The organism is Pseudomonas sp. TH32 (genome assembly GCF_016650855.1).
Classification (GTDB): Bacteria; Pseudomonadota; Gammaproteobacteria; order Pseudomonadales; family Pseudomonadaceae; genus Aquipseudomonas.
The window spans coordinates 4,788,578-4,803,821 of the sequence record NZ_JAEKFA010000002.1 but is presented as its reverse complement, the minus strand read 5'-3'; the positions used below and the strand labels follow the sequence as shown (position 1 = coordinate 4,803,821).

Sequence of the window (15,244 nt, the reverse complement as noted above, 5' to 3'; positions counted from 1 at the left end):
TCATGGCTACCGTTAAAGTAACGCTGATCAAAAGCATGACCGGCCGCATCCCTAACCACAAATTGTGCGTTAAGGGTTTGGGTCTGCGTCGCATCGGTCACACTGTAGAAGTACTTGATACTCCCGAGAATCGCGGGATGATCAACAAGGCTTACTACATGCTGCGTGTCGAGGGTTAATCGATGAAACTCAATGATCTGAGTCCAGCGCCGGGTTCCCGTCGCGAAAAGCATCGTCCGGGCCGTGGTATCGGTAGTGGTTTGGGCAAGACCGGTGGCCGTGGCCACAAAGGTCAGTCCTCCCGCTCCGGTGGCACCATCGCTCCAGGCTTTGAAGGCGGTCAACAGCCGCTGCATCGTCGCCTGCCGAAGTTCGGTTTCGTTTCCCTGAAAGCCATGGACCGCGCAGAAGTGCGTCTGTCCGAGCTGGCCAAAGTGGAAGGCGACATCGTTACCGTGCAGACCCTGAAAGATGCCAACGTGATCAACGTCAACGTACAGCGTGTGAAAATCATGCTGTCCGGTGAAGTGACTCGCGCTGTCACTATCGGCAAGGGAATCGGCGCCACCAAAGGTGCGCGTTCGGCTATCGAAGCAGCTGGCGGCAAGTTCGAGGAATAAATGGCTAAGCAAGGTGCTCTCTCAGCGCTCGGCAAAGGCGGTATGTCTGAACTTTGGGCTCGTCTGCGTTTTCTGTTCCTGGCGATTATCGTCTACCGAATAGGCGCACACATCCCGGTTCCAGGTATCAACCCGGACCGACTCGCAGACCTGTTTCGACAGAATGAGGGGACCATTCTTAGCTTGTTCAACATGTTTTCCGGCGGCGCGCTGGAACGGATGAGCATCTTTGCACTGGGGATCATGCCGTACATCTCGGCATCGATCATCATGCAACTGATGACCGCCGTTAGCCCGCAGTTGGAGCAGTTGAAGAAGGAAGGTGAAGCTGGCCGTCGCAAGATAAGCCAGTACACCCGCTACGGCACTGTCATCCTCGCCCTGGTCCAGGCTATCGGCATGTCCGTTGGCCTGGCCGGGCAGGGTGTTGCGTTCACTGGTGACTTTGGCTTCCATTTCGTCGCGGTATCCACTTTTGTGGCTGGTGCGATGTTCATGATGTGGCTGGGTGAGCAGATTACTGAGCGTGGTGTTGGTAACGGTATCTCGATGTTGATTTTCGCAGGTATCGTTGCCGGTCTTCCGAGAGCGATTGGGCAGTCTTTCGAGTCTGCACGTCAGGGTGATATCAATATCTTCGCCCTGGTTGCCATCGGTTTGTTGGCAGTAGCGATTATCGGTTTTGTGGTGTTCATTGAGCGTGGCCAGCGTCGTATTGCTGTTCACTACGCCAAGCGTCAGCAGGGCCGCAAGGTCTTTGCCGCGCAGACCAGCCACTTGCCGCTGAAAGTGAACATGGCCGGGGTTATTCCTGCCATTTTCGCGAGCAGCATTTTGCTGTTTCCGGCTTCGTTGGGTGCCTGGTTCGGTCAGTCTGAAGGTATGGGCTGGTTGCAGGACATCTCGCAGTCGATCGCTCCTGGTCAGCCGTTGAATATTCTGCTGTTTAGTGCAGGGATTATTTTCTTCTGCTTCTTCTATACGGCGTTGATGTTCAATCCGAAAGACGTAGCGGAAAACCTGAAGAAGTCCGGTGCCTTTATTCCGGGCATTCGTCCAGGTGAGCAGTCGGCGCGCTACATTGATGGCGTTTTGACTCGCTTGACCATGTTCGGTGCTCTATATATGACGGCCGTGTGCTTGTTGCCCCAGTTCCTGGTGGTTGCAGCAAACGTTCCGTTCTACCTTGGCGGGACCTCGTTGCTGATCGTCGTCGTGGTTGTGATGGACTTCATGTCCCAAGTACAATCGCACCTCGTTTCGCACCAGTACGAATCCCTGATGAAGAAAGCCAACCTGAAGGGTTACGGCAGCGGCATGTTGCGCTGAGTACCCATAAGGTTCGAGGAGTTGGTGATGAAAGTTCGTGCATCGGTGAAAAAGCTGTGCCGTAACTGCAAGATTATTCGCCGCGAAGGTGTTGTTCGAGTAATTTGCAGCGCGGAACCGCGTCACAAACAGCGCCAAGGCTGAGTGTGATCCGCTTGAAGCCCGGCAGCTAGTGCGCTGCCGGGTTGATTATTTGTTATTACAGCGATATTATCTCGCGCCCTATTTCTTGGCTTCCGGGGCGTAGGTAGCTGTCAATTGGAGTCCCACTGAATGGCCCGTATTGCAGGCGTTAACATTCCAGATAACAAGCACACTGTTATCTCGCTGACCTACATCTATGGTGTTGGTCGCACTACTGCGCAGAAAATTTGTGCAGATACTGGGGTAAACCCAGCCGCAAAGATCAAAGATCTGAGCGACGAGCAGATTGAGCTGTTGCGTGGCGAAGTGGCGAAGTTCACCACTGAAGGTGACCTGCGTCGCGAAATCAACATGAAAATCAAGCGTTTGATGGACCTCGGTTGCTACCGTGGTCTGCGTCATCGTCGTGGTCTTCCAGTACGCGGTCAGCGTACCAAGACTAACGCGCGTACCCGTAAAGGTCCGCGTAAGCCGATCCGCAAGTAATCGCCCACGCGAATCGACAGGAAATTAATCATGGCAAAACCTGCTGCTCGTCCTCGTAAAAAAGTTAAAAAGACAGTGGTTGATGGCATCGCCCACATCCATGCATCTTTTAACAACACAATCGTGACCATCACCGACCGTCAAGGTAACGCGCTTTCTTGGGCTACCTCCGGTGGTTCGGGTTTCCGCGGTTCCCGCAAGTCCACCCCGTTTGCTGCTCAAGTAGCTGCTGAACGTGCTGGTCAAGCTGCGCTGGAATATGGCCTGAAAAACCTCGACGTTAACGTCAAAGGTCCAGGTCCAGGTCGTGAGTCTGCTGTCCGTGCATTGAACGGCTGTGGCTATAAGATCGCCAGCATCACCGACGTGACGCCAATCCCGCACAACGGGTGCCGTCCGCCGAAGAAGCGCCGCGTGTAATCCAGGAGATTGTAAAGAATGGCTCGTTACATTGGTCCAAAATGCAAACTCGCTCGTCGTGAAGGCACCGATCTCTTTCTGAAGAGCGGCGTGCGCGCGATCGAATCGAAGTGCAACATTGAAGCAGCACCTGGTATCCACGGCCAACGCCGCGGTCGCCAGTCCGATTACGGCACCCAACTGCGTGAAAAGCAGAAGGTCCGTCGTATCTACGGCGTTCTCGAGCGTCAGTTCAGCGGCTACTACAAAGAAGCTGCTGGCAAGAAAGGTGCAACCGGTGAAAACCTGCTGCAACTGCTCGAATGCCGTCTGGACAACGTTGTATACCGTATGGGCTTTGGTTCGACTCGTGCCGAATCCCGTCAGCTGGTATCGCACAAATCCGTCAGCGTAAACGGCCAAACCGTTAACGTCCCGTCGTACCAGGTTCGTGCTGGTGACGTGGTCGCGATTCGCGAGAAAGCAAAAAATCAACTTCGCATTGTCCAAGCTCTCGATCTGTGTGCCCAACGTGGCCGCGTAGAATGGGTAGAAGTAGACACTGAGAAGAAGTCGGGCGTTTTCAAGAACGTTCCTGCTCGCAGTGATCTGTCCGCCGACATCAACGAAAGCCTGATTGTCGAGCTCTACTCCAAGTAAGGGCTAGAAAATAGGTGCATCCATGCAGATTTCGGTAAATGAGTTCCTGACACCCCGTCACATTGATGTGCAGGTTGTCAGTCCAACCCGCGCCAAGATCACTCTCGAGCCTCTCGAGCGTGGTTTTGGCCACACCCTGGGCAACGCGCTGCGCCGCATCCTGTTGTCCTCAATGCCCGGCTGTGCAGTAGTCGAGGCCGAGATTGACGGTGTGCTCCACGAGTACAGCGCCATCGAAGGTGTACAGGAAGACGTAATTGAAATCCTGTTGAACCTTAAAGGTCTGGCTATCAAGCTGCACGGCCGTGACGAAGTTACGCTGACCTTGTCGAAGAAGGGTTCGGGGGTGGTTACCGCTGCCGATATTCAGCTGGATCATGATGTCGAGATCGTTAATCCCGATCACGTAATCGCTAACCTGGCGTCTAACGGCGCCCTGAACATGAAGCTCACCGTAGCTCGTGGTCGTGGTTATGAACCGGCCGACTCGCGTCAGAGCGATGAAGACGAAAGCCGCAGCATTGGTCGCTTGCAGCTTGACTCTTCGTTCAGCCCGGTTCGCCGTATCGCATACGTGGTGGAAAACGCCCGTGTCGAACAGCGTACTAACCTGGACAAGCTGGTTATTGATCTGGAAACCAACGGTACTCTGGATCCTGAAGAGGCTATCCGCCGCGCTGCAACCATTCTGCAACAGCAGTTGGCTGCGTTCGTCGACCTCAAGGGTGACAGCGAACCAGTGGTAATCGAGCAGGAAGACGAGATCGATCCGATCCTGCTTCGCCCGGTTGACGATCTGGAACTGACTGTACGTTCGGCTAACTGCCTTAAGGCGGAAAACATTTACTACATCGGCGATCTGATTCAGCGCACCGAAGTAGAACTGTTGAAGACTCCGAACCTGGGCAAGAAATCCTTGACTGAAATCAAGGACGTTCTGGCCTCCCGCGGTCTGTCCCTCGGCATGCGCCTCGACAACTGGCCGCCTGCAAGTCTTAAGAAGGACGACAAGGCGACTGCCTGATCGTCGTAATCACCGAACGTGAGTTTGGTAAGGAATGAACCATGCGTCATCGTAAAAGTGGTCGTCACCTGAGCCGTACCAGCTCGCACCGTAAGGCTATGTTCCAGAACATGGCGGTGTCGCTGTTCGAGCACGAGCTGATCAAAACTACACTGCCGAAAGCTAAAGAACTGCGTCGCGTTGCTGAGCCGCTGATTACTTTGGCCAAGACAGACAGCCTGGCTAACCGCCGTCTGGCTTTCGACCGTACTCGTTCGAAAGCTATCGTTGGTAAGCTCTTCAACGACCTGGGCAAGCGTTACGCTACCCGTGAGGGTGGCTACCTGCGCATCCTCAAGTGCGGTTTCCGCGCTGGTGACAACGCGCCTATGGCGTACGTTGAGCTGATCGATCGTCCAGTTGGCGGTGAAGCTGTATCCGCTGAGTAAGACGTCAGTCTGTAACGAAGAACCGGGCCCAGTGCCCGGTTTTTTGTGCGCGCTGTAAAACTGGAAGCACCTCAGCAACAGCGCATTCGACTCATTAAGTCGCTTTTAGCTATCCGCTTGGATAGTTCGTTAGTTAAATTCTATCGAAGCTCATGATTTAATGAATTTGAAGGTGTCACCTTCCTGGTCAATACTCCCTCCAAGCCGATTAGCCGGCAGTTTCGAGTCTGACCTGAGGAAGATTGAGCATGAGCCAGAATAAAACCCTTACTACCGCCAGCGGTGCTCCCGTTGCCGATAACCAGAACTCCCGCTCCGCCGGCCCGCGCGGTCCATTGCTGCTCGACGATTTTCACCTGATCGAGAAGCTCGCCCACTTCAACCGTGAAAACATCCCTGAGCGTCGTGTCCACGCAAAAGGTTCGGGTGCTTACGGTACTTTCACCGTCACCCAAGACATTACTCAGTACACCAGTGCCAAGCTGTTTGAGGCCGTGGGCAAACAAACGCCGACGTTCCTGCGTTTCTCTACCGTAGGTGGCGAGCGCGGCTCGGCTGATACCGAGCGCGACCCGCGTGGTTTCGCCTTGAAGTTTTACACCGAAGAAGGCAACTGGGACATCGTGGGCAACAACACCCCGGTGTTCTTCATCCGTGATCCACTTAAATTCCCGGACTTCATCCACACCCAAAAGCGCCTGCCGCAAAGCAACCTGAAAAGTGCACAGATGATGTGGGACTTCTGGTCGCATTCCCCTGAGGCGCTGCATCAGGTCACTATCCTGTTTTCGGACCGTGGCATCCCCGACGGCTACCGTCACATGCACGGCTTTGGCAGCCACACCTACAGCCTGATCAACGCCCGCGGTGAGCGTCACTGGGTGAAGTGGCACTACAAGACCAAGCAAGGCATCAAAAATCTGGCGCCTGCTGACGCCGCACGCCTGGCGGGTACCGACCCTGATTACGCCCAACGTGACCTGTTTGGGGCAATCGAACGCGGTGATTTCCCGAAATGGCGCGTGTGCATCCAGATCATGACTGAAGCCCAGGCCAACGCTCACTACGAAAACCCGTTCGACGTGACCAAAACCTGGTCGCAGAAAGAGTTCCCGCTGATCGAAGTCGGTGAACTGGAACTGAACCGCAACCCGCAGAACTACTTTGCTGAAGTTGAGCAAGCTGCGTTCGGTCCAAGCAACATGGTCCCAGGTGTTGGCTTGTCGCCAGACCGTATGCTGCAAGGTCGTGTGTTCGCTTACGCGGATGCCCACCGCTACCGTGTAGGCACCAACCACCAGCACCTGCCGGTGAACGCGCCACGCAGCCCGGTTAACAGCTACCAGCGCGATGGTTCGATGGCATTTGGCAGCAATGGCGGCGCGGCTCCCAACTACGAGCCAAACAGCTACGCCGATGCACCGAAGCAGGCTCCGCAGTATGCCGAGCCGGCGTTGGCCCTGAACGGCGCGGCAGACCGTTACGATCACCGCGAAGACACCGACTACTACAGCCACGCGGGTGCGCTGTTCCGCCTGATGAACGATGAGCAGAAAGCCCTGCTGATCAACAACATCGCCGGCGCCATGGCGGGTGTTTCCAGCGACGTGGTTCAGCGCCAGTTGCAGTACTTCTTCAAGGCAGATCCTGCTTATGGAGAAGGGATCGCATCTGCACTGGGTGTATCGCTTAACTAACTCTAAACGATAAGCAGAACCGCCCTCATTTGGGCGGTTTTTGCGTTATTTCAGCTACTTTTCACCGGAAATCTTCACTTTTCTGCCGTTGGTCCCGTGACCTCCGGGTCATCATGGTTCAAACTACAGACTTTCAAGCAGGGAGATGTAGGGCGATGCAAGGTCACCCCGACGTAATCGATTACCTCAACACGTTGCTGACGGGCGAACTGGCTGCTCGTGACCAATATTTCATTCACTCGCGGATGTACGAAGACTGGGGCTTTACTGAGCTCTACGAGCGTATCAACCATGAAATGGAAGAAGAGGCACAGCACGCCGACGCACTGATGCGCCGTATCCTGATGCTCGAAGGCACGCCACGTATGCGTCCCGACGACCTGGACACCGGCACCACGGTGCCTGAGATGCTCGCCAGCGACTTGCGCCTTGAGTACAAGGTCCGTGCCGCGCTCTGCAAGGGCATTGAGCTCTGCGAGCAGCACAACGACTACGTCACGCGGGAAATCCTGCGGGTGCAGTTGAATGACACCGAAGAAGATCACACTTACTGGCTGGAAAAGCAGTTGGGCCTGATCAAGTTGATTGGCCTGGAGAACTACCTGCAATCGCAGTTCTGATTCTCCCGGCTACAAAAAAGCCCCTGTCACTTACACGGTGACAGGGGCTTTTTCGTGGGCCTGAATAATCAGTCCTTGTCGCGGGCCAACAGAGGCTTGAGGTAGAAGCCGGTGTGAGATTGCTTCATCTCAGACACTTGCTCCGGTGTGCCGACCGCAATGATTTGCCCACCTTTGGAGCCGCCTTCCGGCCCAAGGTCCACCAGCCAGTCGGCGGTCTTGATCACGTCCAGGTTGTGCTCGATCACCACCACCGTGTTGCCGTGGTCGCGCAAACGGTGCAGCACGTCCAGCAGTTGCTGAATATCGGCAAAGTGCAGGCCCGTGGTCGGCTCATCGAGGATATACAGGGTTTTGCCGGTATCACGCTTGGACAGCTCGCGAGACAGCTTGACCCGCTGCGCCTCGCCACCCGACAACGTGGTCGCCGACTGACCCAGCTTGATGTACGACAGGCCGACATCCATCAGTGTCTGCAGCTTGCGCGCCAGAGCCGGTACCGCATCAAAGAACACCCGGGCTTCCTCGATCGTCATCTCGAGGGTTTCGTGGATGCTTTTGCCCTTGTACTTGATCTCCAGGGTTTCGCGGTTGTAGCGCTTGCTCTTGCACACGTCGCAGGGCACGTAGATGTCCGGCAGGAAGTGCATCTCCACCTTGATCAAGCCATCGCCCTGGCACGCCTCGCAGCGCCCGCCCTTGACGTTGAACGAGAACCGCCCAGGCCCGTAGCCACGGGAGCGCGACTCCGGCACACCGGCGAACAGCTCGCGAATCGGCGTGAACAGCCCGGTGTAGGTCGCCGGGTTGGAGCGCGGCGTACGCCCAATCGGGCTTTGGTCGATATCGACCACCTTGTCCAGATGCTCAAGGCCTTTGATGCTGTCGTGAGCGGCGGCTTCCAGGGTGGTCGCACCGTTCAGCGCTGTGGCGCTCAATGGAAACAGCGTGTTGTTGATCAGTGTCGACTTGCCCGAACCGGATACACCGGTCACACAGGTCAGCAGACCCAGCGGAATTTCCAGATCAACATTGCGCAAGTTGTTGCCACGCGCGCCCTTGAGGTGCAGTGCCATCTTCTTGTTGCGCGGCGTACGTTTGGCCGGCACGGCGATCTTCACGCGGCCAGACAGGTATTTACCGGTCAACGAATCAGGATGCGCCATCACTTCGGCAGGCGTGCCCTCGGCAACAATATGCCCACCGTGCACACCGGCACCCGGGCCGATATCTACCACGTAGTCCGCAAGACGAATGGCATCTTCATCGTGCTCGACGACGATCACCGTGTTACCGATGTCCCGCAGGTGCTTCAGAGTACCCAGCAGACGATCGTTGTCCCGTTGATGCAGGCCAATTGACGGCTCATCAAGAATGTACAGCACGCCTACCAGGCCGGCGCCAATCTGGCTGGCCAGGCGAATCCGCTGTGCTTCACCACCGGAAAGCGTGTCGGCGCTGCGGTCCAGCGACAGATAGTCCAGGCCTACGTTAACCAGGAACTGCAGCCGTTCGCGGATCTCCTTGAGGATCTTGTCGGCAATCTCACCGCGGCGGCCGGTCAACTTCAGCGTGCCGAAGTATTCGCAGGCATCGCCAATCGGCAGGTTGGTCACCGCCGGCAGGGTTTTCTCACCGACCCATACATGCCGCGCTTCACGGCGCAGGCGGGTGCCACGGCAATCCGGGCACGGCTGGGTGCTCAGGAACTTGGCCAGTTCCTCGCGCACGCTGGCCGACTCGGTCTCGCGGTAACGGCGCTCCAGGTTCGGCACGATGCCTTCGAACGGGTGGGAGCGTTTGACGATATCGCCACGGTCGTTCAGGTACTTGAAGTCGACGTTCTGCGAACCGCTGCCATGCAGGATGAATTTCTGGTGTTCGGCCGTCAGCTCGTTGAAGGGCACTTCGAGGCTGAATTTGTAGTGCGACGCCAGCGAACCCAGCATCTGGAAGTAATAGACGTTACGCCTGTCCCAGCCGCGTATCGCGCCTTCCGCCAGCGTGAGGTCACCGTTGACCAGGCGCTTGATGTCGAAGAATTGCTTGACCCCCAGGCCATCGCAGGTCGGGCAGGCGCCGGCCGGGTTGTTGAAGGAAAACAGTTTCGGTTCCAGCTCGCTGATGGCGTGGCCGCAGATCGGGCAGGCGAAGCGCGCGGAGAAGATGATTTCTTCGCCGGGTTCGTCGTCCATCGGCGCCACCAGGGCAATGCCGTCGGCCAGCTTCAACGCGGTCTCGAACGATTCCGCCAGGCGCTGCTGCAAGTCGGCACGCACCTTGAACCGGTCGACCACCACATCAATCGAGTGCTTCTTCTGTTTGTCCAGCTTCGGCGCTTCGTCCAGCTCGTAGAGCTTGCCGTTGATCCGGGCCCGCACGAAACCTTGCGCACGCAGCTCTTCAAAGACGGAAAGGTGTTCACCCTTGCGCTCGCGAATTACCGGTGCCAGCAGCATCAGCTTGGCGCCTTCCGGCTGGGCCAGCACCAGGTCGACCATCTGGCTGACGGTCTGGGCTTCCAGGGGAATGTCGTGGTCCGGGCAGCGGGGAATACCCACGCGGGCATACAGCAGGCGCAGGTAGTCGTAGATCTCGGTGATGGTGCCCACGGTAGAGCGCGGGTTGTGGGACGTCGATTTCTGTTCGATGGAGATCGCTGGCGACAGGCCTTCAATGGTGTCGACGTCGGGCTTTTCCATCATCGACAGGAACTGGCGGGCATAGGCCGACAGGGATTCCACGTAGCGGCGCTGGCCTTCGGCGTACAGCGTGTCAAACGCCAGGGACGACTTGCCGGACCCGGACAAGCCGGTGATGACGATCAGTTTGTCCCGTGGCAGGGTCAGGTCGATGTTCTTCAGGTTGTGGGTTCGAGCCCCACGAATCAGGATCTTGTCCAAGATGGCCTCGCACGGCGGGCGTAAATAATGCAGGAGTATACGGCTAAAGACTGGATGAATATACACTGTCAAAGTGCCGGGTGCAGCCTTACATGAAAGCTGCGCGGCAAAGCGCCGCATATACCCTCTCAATCGATGGGACTGGTAGAATCGCCGCCGGTTCACACGAGGTTTTTCCATGCACGATCCCCACAGCGAACGCATGAGTGGCAGCGAGACCCGCGCAGCAAGCGGTCTGGCCCTGGTGTTCGCCTTCCGTATGCTTGGCATGTTTATGGTGTTGCCGGTGCTGGCGACCTATGGAATGGATCTCGCAGGAGCGACCCCGGCCCTGATCGGCCTGGCGATTGGCGCCTATGGCCTGACCCAGGCGCTGTTTCAGATTCCGTTCGGGATCATTTCCGACCGCATCGGCCGCCGGCCGGTGATCTACCTGGGGCTGATCGTCTTCGCCCTGGGCAGCGTGCTCGCCGCCAATGCCGACTCGATCTGGGGCGTGATCGCCGGGCGTGTCCTGCAAGGCGCGGGGGCGATTTCCGCCGCCGTCATGGCGCTGCTTTCCGACCTGACCCGCGAACAACACCGCACCAAGGCCATGGCCATGATCGGCATGACCATCGGTCTTTCGTTCGCCGTGGCGATGGTGGTTGGCCCGCTGCTGACCCGCGCGTTCGGCTTGCACGGCCTGTTCCTGGCCACCGGTGGCATGGCGTTGTTCGGCATCGTGATCGTCGCCTTCATGGTGCCGCGTTCCACCGGGCCGTTGCAGCACCGTGAATCCGGCGTGGCGAAACAGGCGCTGCTGCCCACGCTCAAGCACCCGGACCTGCTCCGCCTGGATTTGGGTATCTTCGTATTACACGCGATGCTGATGTGCAGCTTCGTCGCCTTGCCCCTGGCCCTGGTGCAAAAAGCCGGGCTGCCCAAGGAGCAGCACTGGTGGGTCTACCTGACTGCGCTGCTGATTTCATTCTTCGCCATGATCCCGTTCATCATCTACGGCGAGAAGAAACGCAAAATGAAACGAGTTCTGCTGGGCGCCGTCGCGACATTGATGCTCACTGAGCTATTCTTCTGGCAGTTCGGCGACAGCCTGCGGGCGCTGGTGATCGGCACGGTGGTGTTCTTCACCGCGTTCAACCTGCTGGAGGCTTCATTGCCTTCGCTGATCAGCAAGGTTTCACCGGCCGGCGGCAAAGGCACGGCGATGGGCGTGTATTCCACCAGCCAGTTCCTCGGTTCTGCACTGGGCGGGATCATGGGCGGCTGGATGTTCCAGCATGGCGGTTTGTCGGTTGTGTTCCTTGGATGCGCCGGGCTGGCTGCACTTTGGCTGGCCTTTGCTGTTACCATGCGCGAACCCCCATACGTCACAAGCCTGCGTCTGCCGTTATCGCCCGAAGCGATTCGTGAAGCCGGTCTGGTAGAGCGCCTGAAGGCCGTCGTTGGGGTAACAGATGCAGTCGTGGTTGCTGAAGAGGCGGCCATTTACATCAAATTGGACACCGAATTATTGGATCGCGCGACGCTCGAGCAACTGGTCAACCCAGTGCCGACAGCGCGCCCAGCCTAGGAGAACGTTATGGCCCGTGGGGTTAACAAAGTCATATTGGTCGGTACATGCGGCCAGGATCCCGAAGTTCGCTACCTGCCGAACGGTAACGCCGTGACCAACCTGAGTCTGGCGACCAGCGAGCAGTGGACCGACAAGCAAACCGGCCAGAAGGTCGAGAAAACCGAATGGCACCGTGTGTCGATGTTCGGCAAGGTTGCTGAGATCGCCGGTGAATACCTGCGCAAAGGTTCGCAGGTCTATATCGAAGGCAAACTGCAGACCCGCGAGTGGGAAAAAGACGGCATCAAGCGTTACACCACTGAAATCGTGGTCGACATGCAAGGCACCATGCAACTGCTGGGCGGCCGTCCACAGGGCGACCAACAGGGCCAGGGTGGCATGTCCAACTCGGCACCGCGTCCACAGCAGCAGTCGCGTCCGCAGCCAACCCAGCAGCCACAGCGTGAGTCGCGTCCAGCGCCACAGCAGGCAGCGCCTCAGCCGGCAGCCGACTTCGACAGCTTTGATGACGATATTCCGTTCTGAGGTCGCTTGAGACCCGAACTGTCGCGTAACACCTGAAAACCCCCGATGGCCTTGGCCTCGGGGGTTTTTCGTTTCGTGCCCGCCGACCTGCTATACGTCGGTAGACGCGGCGTTCACCACCAGCTCCCGAAACCTTTCCAGTACCGACGACGTATCACCCACCCGGGTCGCCAGGTGCAACGGCGCCACCAGGCTCCGGCATTCCGAAAGCTCGCGATACACAATCCCGTCACCCCGCAAGCGCTGCATGGAGGCGGGCACAATCGAAACCCCAAGCCCCGCAGCTACCAGGCTCAACGTCGCCGTCATGCGCGGCGCCTCCTGCACCACCTGCGGGCTGAACCCCGCCTCACGGCACGCCACCAGAATCGCGTCATACAACCCCAATCCCACCCGACGCCGATACAGTACAAATGCCTCCGTCGCCAATGCCGCCAACGGCAGCGGGGTCGACGGGGCGGTCGCCAACGGATGATCAGTGGGCAGCGCCAGCAACATCGGCTCCACCAGAATCGGCTCATCCTGCAACGCTTGTGTCCCGCTCAGCGGCGAGCGGATGAACGCCGCATCGAGTTTTTCATGCAGCAACGCGTCCAATAGCTCGCCGGTACCGGCTTCTTCCAGGACCACGGAAACGCCGACAAAGGTTTCCCGAAACAGGCGCAACACGCTGGGTACAAACGGATGCAAGGCGGCAGAGCTGGTAAAACCAATGGCCAGCCGCCCGCGTTCACCCCGGGCGGCGCGGCGCACAATGTCGGCCACGCCGTCGACGCTGGCCAGAATATGTCGAGCTTCCTCCAGCAAGGCCAAACCCGCCGTGGTCGGGCGCACGCCCCGTGGCAGGCGCTCCATCAGCACCACGCCCAATTCGGCTTCCAGGCTTTGCAACAGGCGCGTCAGGGGCGGCTGCTGCATGCCCAGTCGTTCTGCCGCGCGGGTGATGTAGCCTTCTTCGGCAATCGCGACGAAGGCCTTGAGCTGCCTGAGTTCCAGCATAGGAATACTTTTGAGGTATGGGAGATGATCAATCCTGGCATTTGTTCTCATGGATCACAAGATTTAGGCTGTCGTCACTCCTCACAGAAGAAGGAATGCCGCAATGACCTGGTCAGCCAAGCAATACTCGATGTTCGAACAACAGCGCACCCGTCCCGTCCGGGATCTGGTGGCGGCTATCCCTGAGGGCGACGTGCGCACTGCCGTCGACCTGGGATGCGGCCCGGGCAATTCCACCGAGGTGCTGGCCGAGCGTTTTCCGAAGGCATTGGTCACCGGCATGGACAGTTCCGATGACATGCTGGTCGATGCCCGCAAGCGCCTGCCCACGTTGAACTTCGAATTGGCTGACATCGGCGCCTGGAACCCGGCGCAGAAATTCGACGTCATCCTCGCCAATGCATCGTTGCAATGGCTGCCTGACCACGCCGCGTTGTATCCGCACTTGGTCAATCAACTGACCGAAGGCGGCACCCTGGCCGTGCAGACGCCCGACAACCTTGATGAGCCGGCCCACAAGCTGGCGCGGGAAATCGCGGCCGACGGCCCGTGGGCCGCAAAAATCGGCGCGGTGAAACACAACGAACGCCATACCGCGAGCTACTACTTTGAGCTGCTGAGCAAACACTGCTCCACCGTGGATGTATGGCGCACCACGTACCACCATCCACTGGCAGGCTCTACCGCAGTGGTGGAGTGGTTCAAGGGGTCGGCATTGCGTCCGTTCCTGGCGCCCCTGACTGACTCAGAGAAGAGCGCCTTCCTCGATGAGTACCTGGCGCGGATCACCCAGGCCTATCCGGCGCTGGCCGATGGCACCGTCCTGCTGCCGTTCCCTCGGCTGTTCATCATCGCGACCCGTTGAACAACCCCGCCACCCGCTCGCTGTATTCCGCCGCCACTTCCTGAAGCAAGTGGCGCATCCAGCGGTGCGCCGGGTCACTGTCGAGCACTTTGTTCCACAAGGTGAATTCGCGCAGCAACGGCAGTTCAAAGGGCGGCGCCAGCGCGCGCAATGACAAAAAATCGCCATACAGGGTCGCCAGGCTTCGCGGGATCACCGCGACCCGTTGGGTGCCCACCAGCAGATGCGGCACCGTGTTGAAGCTGCTGGTGGTCAACTCGACCCGGCGCGCCTGGCCATACCCCTGAAGGATTTTTTCACTGAAGCTGGGTTCGCGGGCACTGCCGAAGTTGACCGCAATGTGCCCCAGGCTCAGGTACTCCTCCAGGCTGAGGTGATCGCCCACCAGGCTGTTCTGCGACCAGACCACGCACTGGTAGTCATCCTCGAACAACAGCTCCTTGGCATGCAGGTCCGACAGGTACTGATCGGGCATGATCACAAAGTCCACTTCGCCCTGGGTCAGCATCTGGTTGTAGTGATCGGAGGCGTGCTGGATATCGAGCGTGATGTGCGGCGCCCGTTGCTGCAGGCGTTGGGTCAGCGGGCCGAGAATGACCGTGGTCACAAAATCGGTGGCGATCAGCTTGAAGTGGCGCTTGCAGGTCAGCGGGTCAAACTCGGGTTTGTTGACGATCGTCGATTGAATATCCAGCAGCACCCGACGCACCGGCTCGGCCAGGCCTTGGGCGAGTGGCGTCGGCAACATCTTGCGCCCCACCTGCACCAGCAACTCATCATCAAAATAATCGCGCAACCGCGCCAGCAAGCCGCTGGCCGCCGACTGGCTGACGTTCAGGCGCTGCGCGGCGCGCGTGATGTTCTGTTCGGTGAGCAGGGTGTCGAGGACCACCAGCAAATTCAAATCCAGGTGATGAAAACGCATGGTCGTGCCTCCAGATGAGCATGGCGCGTTGTATCACTTTTTTT

Annotated in this window: 17 protein-coding genes; 14 read left to right on the top strand and 3 right to left on the bottom strand. The window is 58.2% G+C overall.

Annotated features, from left to right (window positions below; translation table 11 throughout):
• Positions 1–2: 2 nt before the first annotated feature.
• From rpmD to bfr, 11 genes are all read left to right on the top strand, one after another.
• Complete coding sequence (gene rpmD, locus JFV30_RS25690; protein WP_003186033.1) at positions 3–179, top strand: 50S ribosomal protein L30; 177 nt, start codon at positions 3–5, stop codon at positions 177–179.
• A 3-nt stretch (positions 180–182) separates the two neighbouring features.
• The gene (gene rplO / locus JFV30_RS25685) at positions 183–620 is read left to right on the top strand and encodes a 50S ribosomal protein L15 (protein WP_003210066.1); all 438 of its coding nucleotides are present in this window, start codon (positions 183–185) and stop codon (positions 618–620) included.
• Positions 621–1,949, top strand: coding sequence for a preprotein translocase subunit SecY (gene secY, locus JFV30_RS25680; protein ID WP_003210064.1), 1,329 nt, complete (start codon positions 621–623; stop codon positions 1,947–1,949).
• A gap of 27 nt (positions 1,950–1,976) precedes the next feature.
• On the top strand, positions 1,977–2,093 hold the full coding sequence (gene rpmJ / locus JFV30_RS25675; RefSeq protein WP_002555468.1) for a 50S ribosomal protein L36: 117 nt from the start codon (positions 1,977–1,979) through the stop codon (positions 2,091–2,093).
• Between the two features lie 129 nt (positions 2,094–2,222).
• A complete protein-coding gene (gene rpsM / locus JFV30_RS25670) occupies positions 2,223–2,579 on the top strand; it encodes a 30S ribosomal protein S13 (protein WP_003210063.1) in 357 nt (118 codons plus the stop codon).
• Positions 2,580–2,609: 30 nt separating this feature from the next.
• Positions 2,610–2,999, top strand: coding sequence for a 30S ribosomal protein S11 (gene rpsK / locus JFV30_RS25665; RefSeq protein ID WP_002555466.1), 390 nt, complete (start codon positions 2,610–2,612; stop codon positions 2,997–2,999).
• Positions 3,000–3,017: 18 nt separating this feature from the next.
• Positions 3,018–3,638: a 30S ribosomal protein S4 gene (rpsD, locus tag JFV30_RS25660; protein ID WP_003210056.1), complete on the top strand. Its 621-nt coding sequence runs from the start codon at positions 3,018–3,020 to the stop codon at positions 3,636–3,638.
• Positions 3,639–3,660: 22 nt separating this feature from the next.
• The gene (locus JFV30_RS25655; protein ID WP_003176403.1) at positions 3,661–4,662 is read left to right on the top strand and encodes a DNA-directed RNA polymerase subunit alpha; all 1,002 of its coding nucleotides are present in this window, start codon (positions 3,661–3,663) and stop codon (positions 4,660–4,662) included.
• Between the two features lie 41 nt (positions 4,663–4,703).
• Entirely contained in the window at positions 4,704–5,090 is a 387-nt protein-coding gene (gene rplQ, locus JFV30_RS25650; protein WP_003210053.1) for a 50S ribosomal protein L17, read from the top strand.
• Between the two features lie 248 nt (positions 5,091–5,338).
• Entirely contained in the window at positions 5,339–6,787 is a 1,449-nt protein-coding gene (locus tag JFV30_RS25645; protein ID WP_201125490.1) for a catalase, read from the top strand.
• Between the two features lie 155 nt (positions 6,788–6,942).
• Entirely contained in the window at positions 6,943–7,407 is a 465-nt protein-coding gene (gene bfr, locus JFV30_RS25640) for a bacterioferritin (RefSeq protein ID WP_003210048.1), read from the top strand.
• Positions 7,408–7,475: 68 nt separating this feature from the next.
• On the opposite strand, the gene uvrA is transcribed toward bfr, so the two are convergent.
• On the bottom strand, positions 7,476–10,310 hold the full coding sequence (gene uvrA, locus JFV30_RS25635) for an excinuclease ABC subunit UvrA (RefSeq protein WP_010174605.1): 2,835 nt from the start codon (positions 10,308–10,310) through the stop codon (positions 7,476–7,478).
• Between the two features lie 178 nt (positions 10,311–10,488).
• Here uvrA and JFV30_RS25630 point away from each other — a divergent pair, with 178 nt between their 5' ends.
• Together JFV30_RS25630 and JFV30_RS25625 are read left to right on the top strand one after the other, a co-directional pair.
• Positions 10,489–11,883 (top strand): MFS transporter, encoded by a 1,395-nt coding sequence (locus JFV30_RS25630; RefSeq protein WP_010174606.1) that lies wholly within the window; start codon positions 10,489–10,491, stop codon positions 11,881–11,883.
• A 9-nt stretch (positions 11,884–11,892) separates the two neighbouring features.
• Positions 11,893–12,411, top strand: a complete 519-nt coding sequence (locus tag JFV30_RS25625) for a single-stranded DNA-binding protein (RefSeq protein ID WP_003210042.1) — start codon at positions 11,893–11,895, stop codon at positions 12,409–12,411.
• Between the two features lie 90 nt (positions 12,412–12,501).
• Here JFV30_RS25625 and JFV30_RS25620 read toward each other — a convergent pair whose 3' ends face one another.
• Positions 12,502–13,410, bottom strand: a complete 909-nt coding sequence (locus JFV30_RS25620; RefSeq protein ID WP_201125489.1) for a LysR family transcriptional regulator — start codon at positions 13,408–13,410, stop codon at positions 12,502–12,504.
• A gap of 103 nt (positions 13,411–13,513) precedes the next feature.
• Here JFV30_RS25620 and tam point away from each other — a divergent pair, with 103 nt between their 5' ends.
• On the top strand, positions 13,514–14,275 hold the full coding sequence (tam, locus tag JFV30_RS25615) for a trans-aconitate 2-methyltransferase (protein ID WP_201125488.1): 762 nt from the start codon (positions 13,514–13,516) through the stop codon (positions 14,273–14,275).
• Here the strand turns inward: tam and JFV30_RS25610 are convergent.
• On the bottom strand, positions 14,259–15,200 hold the full coding sequence (locus tag JFV30_RS25610) for a LysR family transcriptional regulator (protein ID WP_010174609.1): 942 nt from the start codon (positions 15,198–15,200) through the stop codon (positions 14,259–14,261). The two genes, tam and JFV30_RS25610, sit on opposite strands and share 17 nt — an antisense overlap.
• Positions 15,201–15,244: the final 44 nt, after the last annotated feature.

Excerpts from the sequence above, each read along its gene's own strand:
- JFV30_RS25630 (WP_010174606.1), top strand. The coding sequence starts at position 10,489 with ATGCACGATCCCCACAGCGAACGCATGAGTGGCAGCGAGACCCGCGCA.
- bfr (WP_003210048.1), top strand. The coding sequence starts at position 6,943 with ATGCAAGGTCACCCCGACGTAATCGATTACCTCAACACGTTGCTGACG.
- rpsD (WP_003210056.1), top strand. The coding sequence starts at position 3,018 with ATGGCTCGTTACATTGGTCCAAAATGCAAACTCGCTCGTCGTGAAGGC.
- JFV30_RS25610 (WP_010174609.1), bottom strand. The coding sequence starts at position 15,200 with ATGCGTTTTCATCACCTGGATTTGAATTTGCTGGTGGTCCTCGACACC.
- rpmJ (WP_002555468.1), top strand. The coding sequence starts at position 1,977 with ATGAAAGTTCGTGCATCGGTGAAAAAGCTGTGCCGTAACTGCAAGATT.
- JFV30_RS25620 (WP_201125489.1), bottom strand. The coding sequence starts at position 13,410 with ATGCTGGAACTCAGGCAGCTCAAGGCCTTCGTCGCGATTGCCGAAGAA.
- rplO (WP_003210066.1), top strand. The coding sequence starts at position 183 with ATGAAACTCAATGATCTGAGTCCAGCGCCGGGTTCCCGTCGCGAAAAG.
- rpsM (WP_003210063.1), top strand. The coding sequence starts at position 2,223 with ATGGCCCGTATTGCAGGCGTTAACATTCCAGATAACAAGCACACTGTT.
- JFV30_RS25655 (WP_003176403.1), top strand. The coding sequence starts at position 3,661 with ATGCAGATTTCGGTAAATGAGTTCCTGACACCCCGTCACATTGATGTG.
- JFV30_RS25625 (WP_003210042.1), top strand. The coding sequence starts at position 11,893 with ATGGCCCGTGGGGTTAACAAAGTCATATTGGTCGGTACATGCGGCCAG.
- JFV30_RS25645 (WP_201125490.1), top strand. The coding sequence starts at position 5,339 with ATGAGCCAGAATAAAACCCTTACTACCGCCAGCGGTGCTCCCGTTGCC.
- secY (WP_003210064.1), top strand. The coding sequence starts at position 621 with ATGGCTAAGCAAGGTGCTCTCTCAGCGCTCGGCAAAGGCGGTATGTCT.
- rpmD (WP_003186033.1), top strand. The coding sequence starts at position 3 with ATGGCTACCGTTAAAGTAACGCTGATCAAAAGCATGACCGGCCGCATC.
- rpsK (WP_002555466.1), top strand. The coding sequence starts at position 2,610 with ATGGCAAAACCTGCTGCTCGTCCTCGTAAAAAAGTTAAAAAGACAGTG.
- tam (WP_201125488.1), top strand. The coding sequence starts at position 13,514 with ATGACCTGGTCAGCCAAGCAATACTCGATGTTCGAACAACAGCGCACC.
- rplQ (WP_003210053.1), top strand. The coding sequence starts at position 4,704 with ATGCGTCATCGTAAAAGTGGTCGTCACCTGAGCCGTACCAGCTCGCAC.